Here is a 17,689-nt window from a genome sequence, read left to right on the forward strand (position 1 = left end):
CGAACCCTCGGAGAAGTGCGGAGCGTCGGTTCATGAGAATTTCCATGCTGGGGGCTTTTCAGGTCGAACTCAACGGCAAATCAGACTTCACCCCTGATCCGCCCAAAGAAAGGACGGTGCTCGCTCTCATCGCGCTCCACGCGAATCGTGTGGTGAGCATCGACACCATCATCGGCGAGATTTGGGGTGATGGGCCGCCGAGAACCTCGGTGGCGACCGCTCGCACGTATATCTACCACCTGCGCAAGATATTCATCGAACGCCTCGGACCGGCCGGCGTCGACCTCCTGGCGACAAAGACCCACGGCTATCTGCTGCGACTCGCCGACGATATGGTGGATGCCAATATCTTCTGCGATCTCGTGGCGAAGGGGCGTCAACTACTCGGTGACGACCAGCCCGAGGACGCCGCCATCACGCTGCGTGAAGCGCTGGACATGTGGCGGGGCCCCGCACTCGGGAACGTGCCGCTGGGCCAGACCTTGAGCGCGTACGCCACCTTCCTCGAAGAGGAGCGCAGGAGCGCCAAGGAGCTCCGGATCATGGCGGACATGCGATTAGGCCGCCATCGGGAACTGATCTCGGAGATCCGCTCGCTGGTCGTCGAGGATCCCGTGAACGAGTGGCTGAGCGCCCAGCTCATGATCACCCTCAGCCGGTGCGGTCGCCGGGGAGAGGCGCTCGGCGTGTACGCCGATCTGCGCAGCCAGCTGGCCACGCAGCTCGGCCTCGACCCGTCGCGGGACCTCCAGCGGCTGCATCACCAGGTGCTGGTCGCCGACCAGCAGCCAGTGCTCTTCTCGTGACCGGCCGACTCTCGTGACCGGCCGACCAGCGGGTCTGTACAGCGTTGATACGCCGTCGATCCGCGTGCCGTGTCCTATCCGTGAATCGTCCTGAATTGTCCTGCCCGTGAATCCCGCCGTCACGTCGTTTCCGCACCGGACGGCTCGCGACGCCGGCACCGAGCGAAGGAGCCGCACCAGTGGAGTGGAAAGGTCGTAGCGCGCTGGTCACCGGGAGTTCTCGGGGGATCGGGAAGAGCACGGCGCTGGCGCTGGCCCGGCGCGGCATGCGGGTGTACGCGGGAGTTCGCTCGGCGGAGGACGGGGAGCGGCTGCGCGCCGCCGCCGAGACGATCACGGCGATCCGGCTCGACGTCCGCGAGCTGCCGGACGTCAAGGCCGCCGCCGCGCGCATCGAAGCCGAGGTGGGCGAGTCGGGACTGGACGTGCTGGTGAACAACGCCGGTGCCGTGGCGATGGCGCCGATCGAGCATGTGACCCCCGACGAGCTGCGCAACCTGTTCGAGGTCAACGTCCTCGGACAGGTCGCGGTCATCCAGGCGATGCTCCCCCTGCTGCGCAGGGCCGGTGGCCGGATCGTCAACATCGGCTCCGACGCCGCCAAGTTCACCCTGCCGCTGACGGGGCCGTACGGATCCGCCAAGGCGGCCTTCGAGGCCATCGCGGTGGCGCTGCGCCGGGAGGTGCGTGCGCAGGGAGTGACCGTGGTGGCCTTCCAGCCCGGCTCGGTCAACACCAGGTTGTGGGACCGCATCGTCGCGGACCTGCGCGCGGGCCGGGGTTCCTGGTCCGGCCATCCGGACTATCAGGCTTTCGCCGCCGGTGTCGCGGCGGTGGCCGAGCGCGGGCGGCACCAGGGGCGGTCGCCGGAGGCGGTGGCGGAAGAGGTGGTCCGGCTGGTGTCCATGCGCCGGCCCCCGGTGCTGCGCCGGCTGGGATGGGACGCCAGGATGCGCAGCCTGATCATCGACCTGCTGCCCGCCCGCGCGGTCGACAACATGATCATAAAAAGTCTGACCGCGCACGGCGGCCGTCGGACGGCTCACGCCCCGGAATCGAGGTGACGCCCATGTCCTCGAACGACAAGCTCGACGCCGAGCACGTCGAGCGACTGATCACCGCCGGCACCGCGCCGGACGCGGCCGTCGCCGAACTGGTCGACGAGCTCGGTCTGGACACCGTCGGTGAGATCCTCATCGATGAGATCGTCTTTCGTTGCCCCCCGCCGGAGAACACCACGGCGGTCACCATCGCCCTGGAAGTCGTACACGGTGCGCGACGGTGCGGGACCCTACTCCGAGTAATGCGCGACGAGCCGATTCGCCAGGTGAACGGCGATGGTCACGCCGTCCAGATGGTGCTGGAGATCGACGTCCTGGATCTCGTCCACCGCATTTTCGGGCCGGTCGGACACCGGCGCACAGGGGACTTCCGTAACGCGTTCCTCCCTTCGGGACTCGAACATCTCGGGTATCTTCGCGACACGGCTCTCGCGACCGACACGCTTCTCTCTGGATGCGGTAACGACTCGGTCGATCTGGGTAGCCTCGCTGTCCGCTACGGATCGGACAAATGGGCCAGCCTCCATTGGTACGCCCCCCACTACGAACACCATTTCGAGCGGTTCAGGGACCATCCCGTCCGCTTGTTGGAGATCGGCATCGGCGGCGAGGATCGCGAGTTGGGCGGCGCTTCTCTGAAGATGTGGAAGAGGTATTTCCACCGCGGGCTCATCGTCGGTGTCGACATATTTGACAAGTCGCTGCTGAATCAACGCCGGCTGACCGCCGCCGTGGCCGATCAGCGAGTGGCCGAGGAGTTGGCCGCGATCGGTGACCTATACGGTCCGTTCGACATTGTCATCGACGACGGCAGCCATGTCGCCGAGGACATCCGGACGGCCTTTCACGCGCTGCTGCCGTACTTGCGGCACGACGGGATCTATGTGATCGAGGACCTGCAGACGTCGTACCTGCCGGAATTCGGGGGCAGCGCGGGAGACACCGCTGAACCGTACACGGCGGTCGGGCTGGTCAAGCAGCTCGTGGATGACCTGCACTTCCAGGAGCGCGCGTCGGCCGCCGACCAGCCCCCGACGCTCACCCAGGCCTGCGTCACCGGGATCCACGTCTATCACAACATCGTCTTCTTGGAGAAAGGCACGAACGGCGAGGAAGGCTTTCCCCATTGGCTCCGGCAGTTACTCGCCGGCCCCGGACATTCGTAAACAACTGTTTTCCGAGCTGCCGAAGGCACCTCAACCGGCCAGGCCATCCCATCGGGACACCGTGTCCCCGAGCGTCGGCTGATCGAGGATGTGCTGCCGCAGAGCCAGCGCGGCCTGGCGATGGCCGTTGGAGCCGAGCAGCGGCGCGAGAGCCTGCTCGACGGCCGCGGCCGTCGCGGCGCCGGCCGCCAGGTGCCGGCCCGCGCCGGCGGCGGCGAGCCGTTCCGCCGCGAGTATCTGTTCGTGCAGCGTGGGAATGACCAGTTGCGGCACGCCGAGCAGCGACGCGGTCATCAGGGTGCCCGCGCCGCCCTCGTGCACGATCGCCGTGCACGACTCCAGCACCGTTCGCAACGGCATCCAGCCCGTCGCGGTGACGTTCTCCGGCAACGCGCCCAGCCGGGACACCTGTTCGCCGGACGCCGCGACCACGACGTCGACGTCGTGGGCCGCCAGGGCGCGCAGCACCTCGCCGGCCGGAAACTGGGCCTTGCCGGCCAGCTGCTCCACCGTGGTTCCCCAGGTCACGCACACTCTCGGCCGCCGGGAGGCGGCCATGATCCGGCTGGCGCCGGCGTCCGGCCCGTTGTACGGCACGTACCGCGCCGAGGTGGTGTGGGCCTCCGGCGGCAGCTGCAACCGGGGCGGGCAGATGTCGAGGCACAGGTCCTCGCGGACGCGTTCGACCGGTACGTCGTGCTCGGCCAGGAGCGCACGCAGATCGGCTGGCCAGTCGTCGTACAGCCGCATGGAGCGGGCGCTGTCCAAGCCCCACGTATGGCGTACGGAAAGCGCGCCGGCCGCGCGGGCCGCGATGGCGCCGGCGAAGGTGATCGGATCCCAGACGACCACGTCGGCGGCCCACCCCTTGGCGAGCCTGACCGTGTCGTCGGCCATGGCGCGCGCCAGCGCGCCGTAGACCTCGAGCACCAGCAGCCGCGGATCCGCCGGCCCGCTGGCGCGCGGTGCGCGTGGTGCGCCCGGCGCGCCTGGCGTGGTCAGCTTGGTCAGGCGGCCATCGGCGTCCTTGGCCTTGGCCATCCGGTTCCTGAACATGCCGGCCGTGTCAAGATCGGCACCGACGCACGCGGCGGGCAGCCCGCTGTCACGGAGGGTCTTCTGCAGCGCCGGCTGGGTGGCGACGAGCACCTCGTGCCCGGCCGCCCAGCTGGCCCACGCCGTCGGCACCATCGGGAAGAAGTGCGAGGGCCACGCCCAGACCACGAAGAGAATCCGCATGACCGCCTCCCTTCAGGCAGGCTGACCGTCGCGGGTGACCCGGCGATGCCGGACCAGCCAGCCCCGGTCGGTGCGCACCAGCAGGTCCTCGCAGACACATGCCTGGTGCAGCCGCGGCTCGCCACCCGCCGGGGTCACGAAGATCAGCGCATAGCAGGTCACCCGTACGCAATCCGCGTCTTCGGCCGGCCGTACGGACACCATGCCGTGCCAGTGACGGTGCGTCTCGCCCTTCCGCGCGCGTTCGGCCGCCGCGCGCGCGGAGGCGTCCGCCAGGTTGTCCCGCCCGCGCACCGCGGGCCGCGGTGGCGGCGGCTCGAAGGTCCCGTCCTCGGTGAAGGTGGCCGCCCATCCCGCCGTGTCGCCGCTGTCCAGCAGGTGCATGTGCTCGGCGTAGAACTGCTGGATCTCCACGTACCGCGTGTCGAGCCGGGTCGGCTCGGTGTCAACGTTCACGTCGTCTCCGTCTCCGGCAGCGAATGTCGATTTCTCGTCGCCGAGGCTCGTCGCCGTACATCGAGCGCGACACGAGAACGAACCGAACGACCCTCTGTCTCAGCTCGGCGTCCGCTCGACCAGGCCACGCCAGCGTTGTCTCCAAAGACCGGCGGAAAGGATGCGGTTCATGTCGGAGATGCAGCGTGAGGTCGTGGTCCGTGACGTCACCGTTCCAGCGCCCGCGGAAACGGTCTACGCGATCGTTGCCGACCTGTCGTCGTGGCCACAGTTCCACCCGTGGGCCGTGCACGCCGAGGTGTGCCGGCGGGACATCTCCGGCACTCTCGTCCAGCACTGGGCCCTGACGGACCGGGCGGCGGTGCGGACCTGGCGGGCGCGCTGGCGCTTCGACCCCGCCGTGCGCCGGATCCGGTTCACGCACGAGACGCCGCCGGCGCCGCTGCGGTCCCTGGAAGGCGAGTGGACCTTCGACGACAAGCCCGGCGGCACCTGTCAGGTGACGCTGCGCCACACCATGACCTACCTGCCCGGCGAGCGGGATCAGGTACGCGACCTCGCCCTGGCGATCGAGCGCAACACGCAGGAACTGCTGGAGACCGCCAGGGACACGGCCACGCGCTGGGAGGAGCTGCGCTCGCTCGTGCTCTCGTTCGAGGACCGCGTGTTCATCGCCGGCTCGGTCCACGACGTCTACAGCTTCCTGTACGAGGCCGGCGCGTGGCCGGACCGCATTCCGCACGTCTCCCGGCTCGTCCTGGAGGAGCCGTCCCCCGGCATCCAGTTCTTCGACATGGACACCAAGGCACCTGACGGCTCGACGCACAGCACCCGATCGGTGCGCGTCTGCCGCCCGCACCACCTGATCGTCTACAAGCAGACCGTCCTGCCGGCCCTGCTGGACGCGCACACCGGCCACTGGTCGTTCCTGGAGACGCCCGAGGGTGTGCTCGCGTCGGCCCGGCACACGGTGACGATCAAGAGATCGGCGCTCGGCCTGCTCGGTGACACGGCGACGGTGAGCGACGCGCGGCGCTACCTGCGCCGGGCGCTGAGCATCCACAGCGTGCGGAACCTGAACCTGGCCAAGGACCACGCCGAGGAGCCGGTCGGTGTCTGACGCACTCGACGCCCGCCCGCTCTCGCTACCGGAGATCCGTCTGGACGAGCGGCTCCATCAGACGGCGGAGCGGCTGCCGACCCGCCCGGCGATCAGGTGCGGTGATGTCCTGCTCACCTTCGCCCAACTGGACGCCGCGGTGTCCCGGCTCGCCGACACGCTGCGCGACCTCACGGCGCCCGGTGGCTGCGTCATCGGCCTCGCGAACGCCTTCGACCCGTGCTTCGCGGTGGCGTACTACGCGATCCTGCGCAGCGGCAACACACTGGCGATCCTGAACCGGCTCCAGAGCGGGCAGGCCCTGGCGCACATGCTGCGCACGGCGGGTGTCCGGCTGGCGTTCGTGACCGATGACATGCGTACGCGGCTGGCCCCCGAGCTGGCGGATGCCGACCGGGTCGACCTGGTTCCGGTGCCGGCCGCGCTCACCCCGTCGTCGATCTCCACCGGTGTGGCCGCCGCGCCCGGACCGCGAGGGGCGGCCTGCGTGCTGTTCACCAGCGGTACCACCGGACTGCCCAAGGGTGTCCTGCTGTCGCACCGCAACCTGGTGGCCAACGCCGCCCAGATCGTCCGCGCGCACCGGCTCAGCCCCAACAGCGTGACGGTGAACCACCTGCCGAGCTTCCACCCGATGCACCTGAACTCCGCCGTGTGGTCGGGCGCCACGCAGGTGCTCTGCACCGACCCGGATCCGGTCGCGGCCACCCGCCTGGCGGTCGAGGTCGAGGCGACGCACTATTACAGCCTCCCGATGCGGCTCGCCCAGCTCGCCCGGGACACCCGGCTGCGCGAGCTCCGGCTGGACACCGTCAGGGCGATCCTGTCAGGTGGATCAGCGCTGGCCCCGGCGTCCGCCCGCGCGCTGACCGACCACTTCGGCGTCGCGGTGATGCAGGGGTACGGACTGGCCGAGACCTCGCCGCTGACCCACTGCGACCAGCCGCCCTGGCCGAAATACGGCTCGGTCGGTCCCCCCGTCGCCGAGACCGGGTGCCGGATCGTCGACGTCACGACCCGCGCGGTGCTGCCGGCCGGAGAGCGGGGCGAGGTACAGGTCCGCGGCCCCCAGATCATGCTGGGCTACCTCGACACCCGGGAGCCCTCGCCGATCGACGCCGACGGCTGGCTGTCCACGGGAGACATCGGACGCCTCGACCAGGACGGCTACCTGTTCCTCATCGACCGGCTCAAGGACACCTTCAAGTACGACGACAACCTGGTGGCGCCGGCCGAGATCGAGCAGGTTCTCGCCACCCACCCCGCGGTGGCCGACTGCGTGGTCGTCGACACCCCGGACCCGCTGCACGGCGCCGTCGCCAACGCGCTGGTGGTGCCGCGTGCGGAAGGCATTACCGGGGACGAGATAGCCATGTTCCTCAACGACCGGGTGCCGGTGTACCAGCGGCTGGCGCGGGTGGTCCTGACCACCTCGATTCCGCGCGGACCCGGTGGCAAGACCAGCCGCGCCGCGCTTCGCGACCTGCTCGGCGATCCGACGGCGATCCAGTGAATCCGATTTCCCGAGAAGACGGAGTACGTTCATGGTCACCCTGGTGAACAAGCTGACCTGCACCGGAGATCTCACCGAATTCACCCGCATCCTGGAGCACCTGACCGAGTACATGCGGGCCCAGCCCGGCTACCTGTCCTCCGAGCTGCTGCGGTCCGTCCACCACCCGGAGGTGTACGTCGAGGTGGCGCGGTGGGAGAGCGCCGAGGCCCACCGGAACGCCGTCACCGGCGACGGCTTCCGCGAGCGGGTCGCCGGCCTCGGCGCCCTCGCCACCGTTGACCCCGATGTGTACGACGTCGTCCACGAGAACCTGGGGACGGCGGGACGATGACCGATCCCCAGCCGACCGATCCCCAACCGGCCGATCCCCAACCGGCCGATCCCCAAAAGGTCGATCCCCAAAAGGTCGATCCCCAGGAGCACCCGCGCGGATCCGCCGGCGTCGCCCAGAGGGTGGCGCTGGTCACCGGATCAAGCCGGGGCATCGGCGCCGCCATCGCACGGGAGCTGGCCGCGCGAGGAGCGTCGGTCGCGGTCAACTACCGGCGCCGCGAGAGCGACGCGCGGCAGGTCGTGGCCGACATCGAGTCCGCCGGCGGCCGGGCGGTGGCCGTGGGCGCGGACGTGACCAGCAAGGCCGAGGTCGAGGAGATGGTCAAGCGGGTCGAGGCCACGCTAGGCCCGATCGGCATCCTGGTGATCAACGCGCACGGGTTCGACGAGTCCATCCGCGATTTCCCGCTCGACGTCGACGTCGAGGATCTGACGGCCATCGTGTCCGGCCAGATCCGCGCGGTGCTGCTCAGCGTGCAGGCCTGCGTTCCCGGCATGGTGGAGCGCGGCGCGGGCGCGGTGGTGACGATCTCCGCGCTCCAGGCGCGAGATCCGTGGATCCGGTCGATCACGCACGGTACGGCGAAGGCGGCGATGGAGGCGATCGCCAAGTTCCTCGCCCGCTACCTCGCCCCCACCGGGGTCAGGGTCAACACCGTCATCGCGGGAGTGACCAGAACGGAGTCGTCGGCGCAGATCCGGCCGGAGCGGCTCGCGGCCGCCGTCGAGATGGTCCCGATGAAGCGGATGGGCGAGCCCGAGGACATCGCCCGCCTGGTGGCCGCGCTCGCGTCGGACGACTCCTCCTACGTCACCGGGGCCTTCGTGCCCGCGTGCGGAGGGGCGCTGATCCTGTGAAGGGCACCCGGTCGCCCGTGCGGAGGGGCGCTGATCCTGTGAAGGGCACCCGGTCGCCCGTGCGGAGGGGCGCTGATCCTGTGAAGGGCGCCCGGCCACGGGTGCGGGAGAAGGGCCGATCATGGATCTCGGGCTGACCGGCCGCGTCGTCCTGGTGACAGGGGCGACGGGAGAGATCGGCGCGGCCATTGCCACGGCGTTCGCCGCGGAGGGCGCCAGGGTCGCGGTCGCCTACCACACCGACAAGGCCGCCGCGGCGGACCTGGCCGAGCACCTCGGTGCTGTGGCGGTCCCCTACGAGCTCGCCGACCCCGACTCGCCGGCCGGCACGCTGGCCGAGGTGGCCGAGCGCCTCGGCCCCGTGGAGGTGCTCGTCGCCAACGCGATGCGCTGGGGCCGCCGCCGAGGACCCGAGGAGCGGTTCGAGGACGTCGCGCCCGCCGACTGGTCGCCGGTGATCGCGGAGAATCTCACCCCCACCATCAGGACCGCACAGCACGCCGTCGCCGCGATGCGAGGCGGCGGCTGGGGCCGGATCGCGCTGATCTCGTCGCACGTGGCCGTCGACGGCCACCGTGGGCAGGAGTTCTACGGCGCGACGAAGGCGGGCCTGCACGGCTTCGCCAGGAGCCTGGCCTGGGACGTGGGCCGGGACGGCGTCCTGGTCAACGTGGTGTGCCCGGGACTCACGCTCACCCGGCGGGTCAGCACCGGCCTGCCGCTCGCGCTCCGGCAGAGGGAGACCGACCGTACGGCGACCGGGCGGCTCAGCCGCGCGGAGGACATAGCCGCCGCCGTGGTCTTCCTGTGTTCCTCGGCGAACAACAACATCACCGGAGAGGTGCTCACGGTCGCCGGCGGCCGGTGACACGGCTCCGCAGGTCACCGATCCCATCGCCAAGGAGGCGCATGCCATGCCCACCGCACCGTCGGCGCCGGTCGCCTACAGCCCCGGCTTCCAGCTCGACCCGTTCCCGACCCTGGCCCGGCTGCGCGAGGAGGCGCCGCTCAACCGGGTGAAGCATCCGGAGGTCGGCGACGCCTGGCTGGCCATCCGCTACGACCTCGTCAAGACGCTCTCGGCGGACAGGCGGCTGGTCAAACCGCCCAATCCGCTGGACGGCAACTCGCTGAACAGTCCGCCACCGGTGCACACCAGGCTGCGCAAGCTGGCCCAGGCCGGCTTCACCACTCAGCGGATCGAGGCCCTGCGCGGCTGGAGCGAGCAGGTCACCGGGCAGATCCTCGACGACATGGCCGAGCGGGGCACCGTCGAGCTGCTCGGCACCCTGGCCGATCCGCTGCCCATCGCGGTGATCTGCAGGCTGCTCGGCGTGCCGTACGAGGAGATGGAGGAGGTCGGCCACTGCGCGCGGGGCTTTCTGACGGAGACGGAAGAGGTCCGCGACAAGGCGTTCGGTACGGCGCGCGAGTACGTGCTCCGCCTCGTGGCGCACAAGCGCCGCAACCCCGGCGACGACGTCACCAGCGCCCTGATCGCCGTCAGGGACGGGCAGGACCGGCTCGACGAGGACGAGCTCGTCCGGATGGTGATGGCGCTGCTGGTGAACGGCTCCATCACGACGACCACCATCATCGGCACCGGAACGCAGCTGCTGCTGACGCACCCGGACCAGCGCGAACTGCTCCGGCGCCGACCCGGACTCGTGCGCGGCGCGGTGGAGGAGATCCTGCGGCTGGAGGCGCCCATCAGCGCGCTGACCTGGCTGGCCATCGAGGAGATCGCGGTGGAGGGGTTCGTCATCGGCGCGGGCGAGTACGTCATGACCTGTGTGCAGGGCGCGAACCGGGACCCGTCCTGGTTCGACCGGCCGGACGAGTTCGACATCACCCGCAGCCCCAATCCGCACCTGACCTTCTCGCACGGCATCCACCACTGCCTCGGCGCGCCGCTGGCGCGGATGGAGGCGCAGGTGGTGCTGGGCGGGCTGGTACGCAGGTTCCCCGACATACGGCCGGCGGGCGACCCGGTCTGGCGCGACGGCCATATGGTGCGCGGCCTGACGCACCTGCCCGTAGCCGTCGGCGCCCCCTCGATGTGAGCGGCGGCCGGCATGAGTGACGAGGTGTCGGCGGACGTGTGCGTGGTCGGCGGCGGTCCTGCCGGTCTCACACTGGCGCTGTTGCTGGTGCGCTCCGGCGTGAGCGTGGTGATGCTGGAGAAGAGCCCGCTGCTGACCCGCGAGTACTGGGGCGAGATCCTGCAGCCGGGAGGGCTGGCGATACTCGACCAGCTCGGCGTGCTCGACGCGGCCAGGCAGCGCGGCGGGCACGAGCTGGCCAGGTTCCGGTTCGTCGACAAGGGCACGACGGTGCTGGACATCGACTACCGGTCGCTGCCCCCGCCGCACAACTACCTGCTGAGCATGCCGCAGCGGAATCTGCTGGCCGCCCTGCTCGACGCCGTCCGGCGCTATGACCGTTTCGTCTACCGGGACGGCTGCCGGGCCACGGAGCTCGTTCACGAGGACGGCCGGGTTCGTGGCGTCGTGGGCCGCGGCGCGACCGGCACCACGGTGGTCCGGGCCCGGTATGTGGTCGGGGCCGATGGCCGGTTCTCTCCTGTGCGGCGCCTGGCCGGGATCCCCAGTGGTCGCCGGGACGTGTTCGACTTCGACGTGCTGTGGGTCAAGCTGCCCGCCACCGAGCGGACCCCGCCGTACGCCCAGATCTTCCGGGATGGCGGCACCCCGCTCCTGGCCTACCCGTCCTGGCCGGACCACCTGCAGCTGGGCTGGACCGTCCCGCACGGCGGGTACGCGAAGATCATCGCGGCGGGGCTGGAGGAGGTGAAGGCCCGGCTGGGGCGGGCCGCTCCGCCGTACGCGTCCCTGATCGACGCCGCCATCACCAGCCCGGCCGACCTCTCCCTGCTGGACGTGTTCGCCGCCAGGGCGCCGCGTTGGGCGGCGCCCGGCCTGGTCCTGACCGGTGACAGCGCGCACACCCACAGCCCGCTCGGGGCGCAGGGCATCAACCTGGCCATCCAGGACGCCGCCGTCCTGCACCCGCTGCTGCTGGCCGCGCTGCGGGACCGGGACGAGGCCGTCACCATCGAGGAATTCGAGCGGCTGCGGGGGCCCGACATCGAACGGATGATGCGGATCCAGACCATGCAGGCCCGTGGCATGCGCTCCGGTGGACTGAAAGGCCGGTTGGCCCGCCTGTTCGTGGCGCGGGTCCTGTCGCGTACTCCGCTGTTCACCAAGGTCACCCGCGAGATCGTCTACGGCAATCCGAACATCCGCGTGGCGACCGACCTCTTCCTGACACCCCTCTAAGGAGTGATCACGTGCGTGTCATCGACCTGTCGACCCCGGTCGACGCGGCCGGCTTCGAACCCAATCCGGTACGTCATGAGATCCTTTCCCCCGCCGAGGGGGCCCGTCACATGAGCGACGAGATGCGCACCCATTTCGGGCTGGAACTGGATCCGTCCGCGCTGCCGGACGGGGAGTTCCTCTCGCTGGACACCCTGACCCTCACCACGCATACCGGCACCCATGTCGACGCGCCTTCGCACTACGGATCGACCGCCTCCTACGGCAGGCCGCGGAACATCGACGAGATGCCGCTGGAGTGGTTCATCGGGCCCGGTTGCGTGCTGGACGCGACCGGCGAGCCGGTGGGCGCGCTCGACGCCGACTGGGTCCGTGGGGCGCTGCGCCGGATCGACCACCACGTACGGCCCGGCGACATCGTCCTGCTGAACACCGGGGCCGCCGCGCGGTGCGGGACACCTGAGTATTTCTCGAAGTTCGTCGGCCTTGACGCCTCCGCCGTACACGTCCTGCTCGACCTCGGCGTCCGGGTGATCGGAACCGACGCGTTCAGCCTGGACGCGCCGTTCGCCCACATCGTCACCACGTTCGCCGAGACCGGCGACCGGTCGGTGCTGTGGCCGGCGCATCTCGTCGGCCGCGACCGTGAGTATTGCCAGCTCGAACGGCTCGGCAACCTCGACGCGCTGCCCGCGCCGACCGGGTTCCAGGTCTGCTGCTTCCCGGTGAAGATCAGCGGCGCCGGAGCCGGCTGGGCCCGAGCGGTGGCCATCGTCTCATGAGCGGTTCTCTTTTCCCCGCGCGAAGCGGCCTCTAACCCATTTCGAGCAAGCGTCTACCCGGCTGGCCGATGATTTTCCACAACCGCCTCCGCCGGAGCGTTCCCGGGAAAGGGAGAATCGACGATGCTGACCATCGGTCTCGTGCAACAGGGCGCATGGGACATGCCATTGGAGTCGATGCCGCTCGCGGCCGGATATCTCAAGGCCGTGCTGGACGCGGACCCGGTCACCGCGGCCGCCGTCGACGTCAAGATAAACAATTTCCGTGGTGGCGTGGCGCTGACCGCGATGGCCCAGGACCTGTTCGGCGCAGAGATTCCCGAGGTGCTCGGTTTCTCGGTGCTCGGCTGGAACTACCGGAGCTTCGGCTGCCTGGCGGAGACGTTCAAACAGCTGAATCCGCGGGGCGTCGTGATATTCGGCGGAAACCACGTGGCGAATCAGGCGGATCGCGTCTTCCGCGAAATGCCGCAGGTGGACTACGTGGTGAACGGCGAGGGGGAGACGACTCTTCCCGCACTCGTCCGGTATCTGCTGGACAACCCCGGCGGCCGGGATCCGGCGAATGTCCCGGGAATCTCCTACCTCAGGGAACCCGGCAGCGTCCACACCACGCCGGACGCCGCGCGGATCGAGAACCTGGATGTCGTCCCGTCGCCGTTCCTGACCGGCGCCATCCCCATGAACTGGCCCAACGGCCGCTTCCGCTACGACGTCGCGCTGATGGAGACCAACCGCGGCTGCCCGTACAAGTGCTCGTTCTGCTACTGGGGCGGCGCCGTCGGCCAGCGGGTGCGCTCGTTCTCCCGGCAGCGACTCGTCGAGGAACTGGACTTCTTCGGCTTCCACGAGGTCCCGACCGTCGTCCTGTGCGACGCCAACTTCGGACTGCTGGAAAGCGACGAGGAATTCGTCGAGGATCTGATCAAGACGCGGGAGCGCCGCGGATTTCCGCGCGCGATCGAGACGAGCTGGGCGAAGAACAAATCAGCCAGATTCCACCGCATCGTCACCGAACTGCGGCAGCACGGATTCAAGAGTTCCTTCACGCTCGCCCTCCAGACGCTCTCCGACGACGCACTGACCGAAATGCATCGCAGGAACATGAAGGTGAATCAGTGGGAGAGCCTGGCCACCTGGCTCGCCGACGAAGGGCTCGACTGTTACGCGGAGCTCATCTGGGGCGCGCCGGGAGAGACTCCGGACTCATTCTTCGAGGGCTATGATCGGCTCGCCGGCAAGGTTTCCAGAATCGCGGTTTATCCGCTCCTGCTCCTGCCGAACACCTCCTACAGCGAGCAGCGCGCGGACCACGGTTTCGTGACGTTGCGCGGTGAGCACGACGACTTCGAATATGTTCTGGCCAATCGCAGCGCGACGCTGAACGAACATGTCCGGATGCAGCGTTTCATGCTGTGGGCCAGGGTGCTCGGCGAGAACCAGTTCTTGCGGCACGTCTGGCGGCCGGCCGCCGCGCTGACCGGGCAGACCCAGTCCGCTCTCATCACGAGCCTCATGCGCTGGTTCGAGTCGTCCGCCACGCCGGAGGCCAGGGAGTTCTGCGCGGCCATCCCGGTCATCGCGGAATCGCCGTCGGTGGTGCGGGCGCTCCGCGCGCTGTACGGCAGCCACGCGCTGGAACGGGAGATCGAGATGTGGTGGCGGACCGTGATGGTCCCGCGGTTCCCCGAGCGGTGGCGCCCGTTCGCCGAGGAGCTCTACACCTACGAACACTGGACCCGCCCGGTGTACGTCGACCCGAACCTCGGGCCGCCGCCCGGCTGGCGAGCCGACGGCACCTCGTACCAGACGGACCCGATCCGCTTCTCGCATGACATGCGCCGGGCGCTGCAGCAGGGCGAGTGGGATCGGGACAAGCCTCCCGAGGCGGAGACGGTCTGGTACGTGTTCGACGCCAAGCCGGGCTTCTACGAACACATGGACAACCACGAGACCGCCGCCCACTACGCCGCGGAACCGCTACGGGTCGACCCGGCCCTTTCGCACGGAATGTGAACCTGCTGTTCGCGTGATCGAGGAAGCGAGATGACATGCTTGTGGACAAGGTAGACGACGCGTCGTCCATCCTTCAGCTGGGCACGGCGTACGCGCCCGCCAAGATCCTTCACAGCGCGGTGGAGATCGGCCTGTTCGAAGCGCTCCACGACGAGCCGGCCGATCTGGCGAAGGTGTGCTCGACGCTGGGGTTGCACCCCAGGCTCATGCGGGACTTTCTCGAAGCGCTCGTGGTGCTGGGGCTCCTGGACAAGGCCAACGGTGAATACCAGGCCAGCGAGACGGCGAAGAAGTTCCTCGTTCCCGGTCACTCCGGCTACGTCGGCGGCCGCATCAAGATCGGCAGCCGGCTGCATTATCCCGCCTGGCAGTCGCTGGCCGACGCGCTGCGCGACGGAAAGCCGAAGGCCAACATCGAGGCGGACGCGAAGGCGTACGAGCGCCTGTACAACGACCCCGAGAAGGCGCGCGTCTTCCTGTCCCACATGGACGCCAGCAACGTCATGGTGGCGCCGCAGCTCGACGAGTGCGTCACCTGGTCGGAGCACGAGTCGTTCCTCGACGTCGGCGGCGCGCGCGGCCAGGTGGCCGCGATCCTGGCGAGCAGGAACCGGCATCTGCGGGGCGGCGTGTTCGACTTCCCCATCGTGCGCCCGTACTTCGACGAGATCATGGAGCGGTACGGCACCGCGTCCCAGGTCACCTTCCACCCGGGCGACTTCTTCCTGAACGCGCTGCCGGAGGCCGACGTGTACCTCATCGGTCACGTGCTGCACGACTGGCCGGTCGAAGAACGACGCCGGATCGTCGAACGGATCTCCGAGGCGGCCCGGCCGGGCAGCCTGCTGCTGGTCTACGACCACATGATCGACGAAGAGCGGCCCGATCTCCAGAGCCTGATCACCAGCCTCAACGTGGCGCTGATCACCCCCGGCGGTTCGGAGTACACGGTGGCCGAATGCCGCGACTGGCTGGAAGGGGCCGGGTTCCGGTTCATCCGTGCCCACCGCCTTCCCATCGGCAACGACACGGTCGTGGTCGCCGAGCGGACCGGCTGATCCAGCGGAAGGGGCAGGGATCATGACGGAATGGGATGTCCCCGCGTTGCTCGAGGTCGCGGCCAAGACACCGCGCGAGGCGTTGGCCGTCCTGGCCAACGCCGACCGGTTCGCACGTGCGATCCATGTGCTCGCCGAGCTGAACATCGCCGACCACCTCGCCGCGGGCCCCAGAACGGTGGCGGAACTGGCCGCCGAGGTGGGCGCGGATCGGCCATCGCTGTATCGGGTGCTGCGGTGCGCGGCGTCGGTGGGCGTTTTCACCGAGGTCGCCGAGGAGAGATTCGGGCTGTCCCCGATGGCGGAAGGGTTGCGTACCGACATCGCGGACTCGGCGCGCGACGCCATCGTCATGGATGGATCCGATTTCTTCTACCGGGCGCTCGGCGCGCTCGGCCACAGCGTACGCACCGGGGAAACGGCGTTCGACCACGTCTTCGGCATGCCGATCTGGCCCTATCTGGAGAGTGACTCCGGGTCGAGCCGCATCCTGGATGACGCGATGGCCGCCATCAACCGGCGGCTCGGCAACCGATATCTCGACCGGATCGACTTCGGCCGGTTCCGGCGGGTCGCCGACATCGGCGGCGGTAAGGCGATCTTCCTGGGCCTGCTGCTGGAGCGCTTTCCCGGATGCGCCGGCGTGCTCTTCGAACGGCCGGCGATGGTCGAAGCGGCCGTGGCCTCGATCGCCGAACAGGGGCTGTCGGACAGGGTGACCGTCACGGCGGGCGACTTCTTCGCCGGCCCGCTGCCGGCCGGGTGCGACGCCTACATCCTGAACATGGTCCTGCACGACTGGAGCGACGAGGCGGCCGCCCGGATCCTCCGCCAGGTCAGGACGGCGATCGGCGACACCGGTGCCGTGCTGTTCGTCCTGGAGCAGGTCGTGTCGGAGCTGAACACATGGGATCGCGCCAAGCTGCTGGACATCGACATGCTCACCGTCTGGGGCGGGCGCGAGCGCTCCATCCACGAGTGGGAACGCCTCCTGCGCTCGACCGGCTTCGCCCTGGCCAACCAACCCACACCCGGAGAATGGACGGTACTCGAATGCCTGCCTCAATGATGTTGAACCTGCTCGCCATGGCCGCGCTCGCTCCTCTGTGCGTCGGAGGGATCTTGCTGCCATGACGGATCATTCCCCGACTCTCACTCCGTTCGCGGGGCAGCACGTCGTCGTCACCGGCGGCAGCTCCGGAATCGGCCGCGCCGCGGCGCTGATCTTCGCCCGGCAGGGCGCGGAGACGGTGTTCATCACCGGCCGGGACGCGGAACGCCTGAAGGAGACGGCCACGCTGCATCCGAAGCTGGTCCCCGTGGTGGCCGACGTCTCCACCGCCGAAGGCGCCGACGCGGTGGAAGCGGCGGTCGGCGCGGGTCCCGGTGTCCTCGACGTCCTGGTGCACAACGCGGGGATCACCAAGAAGACGCCCCTGGGCAGGGTCGACATGGCGGACGTGATGACGGTGCTAGGCACCAACCTGATCGGCCCGCTGATCCTGACGGACCGGCTGCTTCCCCGGTTGCGTGCCCCCGGCGCCAGCATCGTGCTCGTCACGAGCGTCGAGGGGCACCGGCCGCCACCGTTCGGCTCCTCGCTGTACGCGGCGTCCAAGGCGGGCGGCGAGATGTTCACTCGGGCATGGGCGGTGGAGCTCGGCGAGCGAGGCATCCGGGTCAACGCGGTGGCTCCGGGTGTGACCAGGACCGACGCGGCGGCGCGCGCCGGCTTCAGCCCGGCCGACGCGCGGCTGGCGCTGGAGATCTTCGGGCAGGCCACGATCGCCGGACGGGTGGGCGAGCCCGAGGAGGTGGCCGTCTGGATCACCCGGCTGGCCGAGCCCGGCAGCGCGTACGTGACAGGACAGGTGATCTCGGTGGACGGAGGGATCGAGCTCACTGGTATCCCCCGGAAACGGCCCATGAGGCCGCCGGCCGAGGCCGCCGACGCGGAGCGGCAGAAGTCGCCGTGA

17 protein-coding genes are annotated in these 17,689 nt (G+C 69.5%); 15 read left to right on the top strand and 2 right to left on the bottom strand.

Features of this window, described 5'->3' with window-relative positions:
* The first annotated feature begins 32 nt into the window (after window positions 1–32).
* From ACQP2T_RS11810 to ACQP2T_RS11820, 3 genes are all read left to right on the top strand, one after another.
* Window positions 33–806, top strand: a complete 774-nt coding sequence (locus ACQP2T_RS11810) for an AfsR/SARP family transcriptional regulator (protein WP_433516178.1) — start codon at window positions 33–35, stop codon at window positions 804–806.
* Between the two features lie 179 nt (window positions 807–985).
* Window positions 986–1,870, top strand: coding sequence for an SDR family NAD(P)-dependent oxidoreductase (locus tag ACQP2T_RS11815; protein ID WP_433516179.1), 885 nt, complete (start codon window positions 986–988; stop codon window positions 1,868–1,870).
* Window positions 1,871–1,875: 5 nt separating this feature from the next.
* A complete protein-coding gene (locus ACQP2T_RS11820; RefSeq protein ID WP_433519758.1) occupies window positions 1,876–3,033 on the top strand; it encodes a hypothetical protein in 1,158 nt (385 codons plus the stop codon).
* A gap of 30 nt (window positions 3,034–3,063) precedes the next feature.
* Here the strand turns inward: ACQP2T_RS11820 and ACQP2T_RS11825 are convergent, their stop codons facing one another.
* Both ACQP2T_RS11825 and ACQP2T_RS11830 read right to left on the bottom strand, forming a co-directional pair.
* Window positions 3,064–4,272 carry a nucleotide disphospho-sugar-binding domain-containing protein gene (locus tag ACQP2T_RS11825; RefSeq protein WP_433516180.1) on the bottom strand — a complete coding sequence of 403 codons (1,209 nt, stop codon included), beginning with the start codon at window positions 4,270–4,272 and terminating at the stop codon, window positions 3,064–3,066.
* A 12-nt stretch (window positions 4,273–4,284) separates the two neighbouring features.
* Window positions 4,285–4,728, bottom strand: coding sequence for a nuclear transport factor 2 family protein (locus tag ACQP2T_RS11830; protein WP_433516181.1), 444 nt, complete (start codon window positions 4,726–4,728; stop codon window positions 4,285–4,287).
* Between the two features lie 169 nt (window positions 4,729–4,897).
* Between ACQP2T_RS11830 and ACQP2T_RS11835 the strand changes: the two genes are divergently transcribed.
* The 12 genes from ACQP2T_RS11835 (at window position 4,898) to ACQP2T_RS11890 (ending at window position 17,689) form a co-directional block, all read left to right on the top strand.
* Window positions 4,898–5,848 carry an aromatase/cyclase gene (locus tag ACQP2T_RS11835; protein ID WP_433516182.1) on the top strand — a complete coding sequence of 317 codons (951 nt, stop codon included), beginning with the start codon at window positions 4,898–4,900 and terminating at the stop codon, window positions 5,846–5,848.
* Window positions 5,841–7,361, top strand: a complete 1,521-nt coding sequence (locus ACQP2T_RS11840; protein WP_433516183.1) for a class I adenylate-forming enzyme family protein — start codon at window positions 5,841–5,843, stop codon at window positions 7,359–7,361. Before ACQP2T_RS11835 ends, ACQP2T_RS11840 begins: the two co-directional genes overlap by 8 nt.
* A gap of 31 nt (window positions 7,362–7,392) precedes the next feature.
* The gene (locus ACQP2T_RS11845) at window positions 7,393–7,695 is read left to right on the top strand and encodes an antibiotic biosynthesis monooxygenase family protein (RefSeq protein WP_358539798.1); all 303 of its coding nucleotides are present in this window, start codon (window positions 7,393–7,395) and stop codon (window positions 7,693–7,695) included.
* A complete protein-coding gene (locus ACQP2T_RS11850) occupies window positions 7,692–8,555 on the top strand; it encodes an SDR family oxidoreductase (RefSeq protein WP_433516184.1) in 864 nt (287 codons plus the stop codon). Before ACQP2T_RS11845 ends, ACQP2T_RS11850 begins: the two co-directional genes overlap by 4 nt.
* 121 nt (window positions 8,556–8,676) lie before the next feature.
* Window positions 8,677–9,423, top strand: coding sequence for an SDR family NAD(P)-dependent oxidoreductase (locus tag ACQP2T_RS11855; RefSeq protein WP_433516185.1), 747 nt, complete (start codon window positions 8,677–8,679; stop codon window positions 9,421–9,423).
* Between the two features lie 46 nt (window positions 9,424–9,469).
* Window positions 9,470–10,618 carry a cytochrome P450 family protein gene (locus tag ACQP2T_RS11860; protein WP_433516186.1) on the top strand — a complete coding sequence of 383 codons (1,149 nt, stop codon included), beginning with the start codon at window positions 9,470–9,472 and terminating at the stop codon, window positions 10,616–10,618.
* Window positions 10,619–10,630: 12 nt separating this feature from the next.
* On the top strand, window positions 10,631–11,857 hold the full coding sequence (locus ACQP2T_RS11865) for an FAD-dependent monooxygenase (protein WP_433516187.1): 1,227 nt from the start codon (window positions 10,631–10,633) through the stop codon (window positions 11,855–11,857).
* 11 nt (window positions 11,858–11,868) lie between these two features.
* Window positions 11,869–12,639, top strand: a complete 771-nt coding sequence (locus tag ACQP2T_RS11870; RefSeq protein WP_433516188.1) for a cyclase family protein — start codon at window positions 11,869–11,871, stop codon at window positions 12,637–12,639.
* Between the two features lie 123 nt (window positions 12,640–12,762).
* Entirely contained in the window at window positions 12,763–14,655 is a 1,893-nt protein-coding gene (locus ACQP2T_RS11875) for a KedN5 family methylcobalamin-dependent radical SAM C-methyltransferase (RefSeq protein WP_433516189.1), read from the top strand.
* 35 nt (window positions 14,656–14,690) lie between these two features.
* Entirely contained in the window at window positions 14,691–15,713 is a 1,023-nt protein-coding gene (locus ACQP2T_RS11880; RefSeq protein ID WP_433516190.1) for a methyltransferase, read from the top strand.
* Window positions 15,714–15,735: 22 nt separating this feature from the next.
* Complete coding sequence (locus tag ACQP2T_RS11885; RefSeq protein ID WP_433516191.1) at window positions 15,736–16,782, top strand: methyltransferase; 1,047 nt, start codon at window positions 15,736–15,738, stop codon at window positions 16,780–16,782.
* A 61-nt stretch (window positions 16,783–16,843) separates the two neighbouring features.
* The gene (locus ACQP2T_RS11890; protein ID WP_433516192.1) at window positions 16,844–17,689 is read left to right on the top strand and encodes an SDR family NAD(P)-dependent oxidoreductase; all 846 of its coding nucleotides are present in this window, start codon (window positions 16,844–16,846) and stop codon (window positions 17,687–17,689) included.

It is taken from the genome of Nonomuraea sp. CA-143628 (genome assembly GCF_050942315.1).
GTDB lineage: Bacteria > Actinomycetota > Actinomycetes > Streptosporangiales > Streptosporangiaceae > Nonomuraea.

What these genes read in the sequence shown, in the direction of transcription:
- ACQP2T_RS11810 (WP_433516178.1), top strand. Translation starts at nt 33, where the DNA reads ATGAGAATTTCCATGCTGGGGGCTTTTCAGGTCGAACTCAACGGCAAA.
- ACQP2T_RS11820 (WP_433519758.1), top strand. Translation starts at nt 1,876, where the DNA reads ATGTCCTCGAACGACAAGCTCGACGCCGAGCACGTCGAGCGACTGATC.
- ACQP2T_RS11825 (WP_433516180.1), bottom strand. Translation starts at nt 4,272, where the DNA reads ATGCGGATTCTCTTCGTGGTCTGGGCGTGGCCCTCGCACTTCTTCCCG.
- ACQP2T_RS11835 (WP_433516182.1), top strand. Translation starts at nt 4,898, where the DNA reads ATGTCGGAGATGCAGCGTGAGGTCGTGGTCCGTGACGTCACCGTTCCA.
- ACQP2T_RS11845 (WP_358539798.1), top strand. Translation starts at nt 7,393, where the DNA reads ATGGTCACCCTGGTGAACAAGCTGACCTGCACCGGAGATCTCACCGAA.
- ACQP2T_RS11850 (WP_433516184.1), top strand. Translation starts at nt 7,692, where the DNA reads ATGACCGATCCCCAGCCGACCGATCCCCAACCGGCCGATCCCCAACCG.
- ACQP2T_RS11855 (WP_433516185.1), top strand. Translation starts at nt 8,677, where the DNA reads ATGGATCTCGGGCTGACCGGCCGCGTCGTCCTGGTGACAGGGGCGACG.
- ACQP2T_RS11860 (WP_433516186.1), top strand. Translation starts at nt 9,470, where the DNA reads ATGCCCACCGCACCGTCGGCGCCGGTCGCCTACAGCCCCGGCTTCCAG.
- ACQP2T_RS11865 (WP_433516187.1), top strand. Translation starts at nt 10,631, where the DNA reads ATGAGTGACGAGGTGTCGGCGGACGTGTGCGTGGTCGGCGGCGGTCCT.
- ACQP2T_RS11875 (WP_433516189.1), top strand. Translation starts at nt 12,763, where the DNA reads ATGCTGACCATCGGTCTCGTGCAACAGGGCGCATGGGACATGCCATTG.
- ACQP2T_RS11880 (WP_433516190.1), top strand. Translation starts at nt 14,691, where the DNA reads ATGCTTGTGGACAAGGTAGACGACGCGTCGTCCATCCTTCAGCTGGGC.
- ACQP2T_RS11885 (WP_433516191.1), top strand. Translation starts at nt 15,736, where the DNA reads ATGACGGAATGGGATGTCCCCGCGTTGCTCGAGGTCGCGGCCAAGACA.
- ACQP2T_RS11890 (WP_433516192.1), top strand. Translation starts at nt 16,844, where the DNA reads ATGACGGATCATTCCCCGACTCTCACTCCGTTCGCGGGGCAGCACGTC.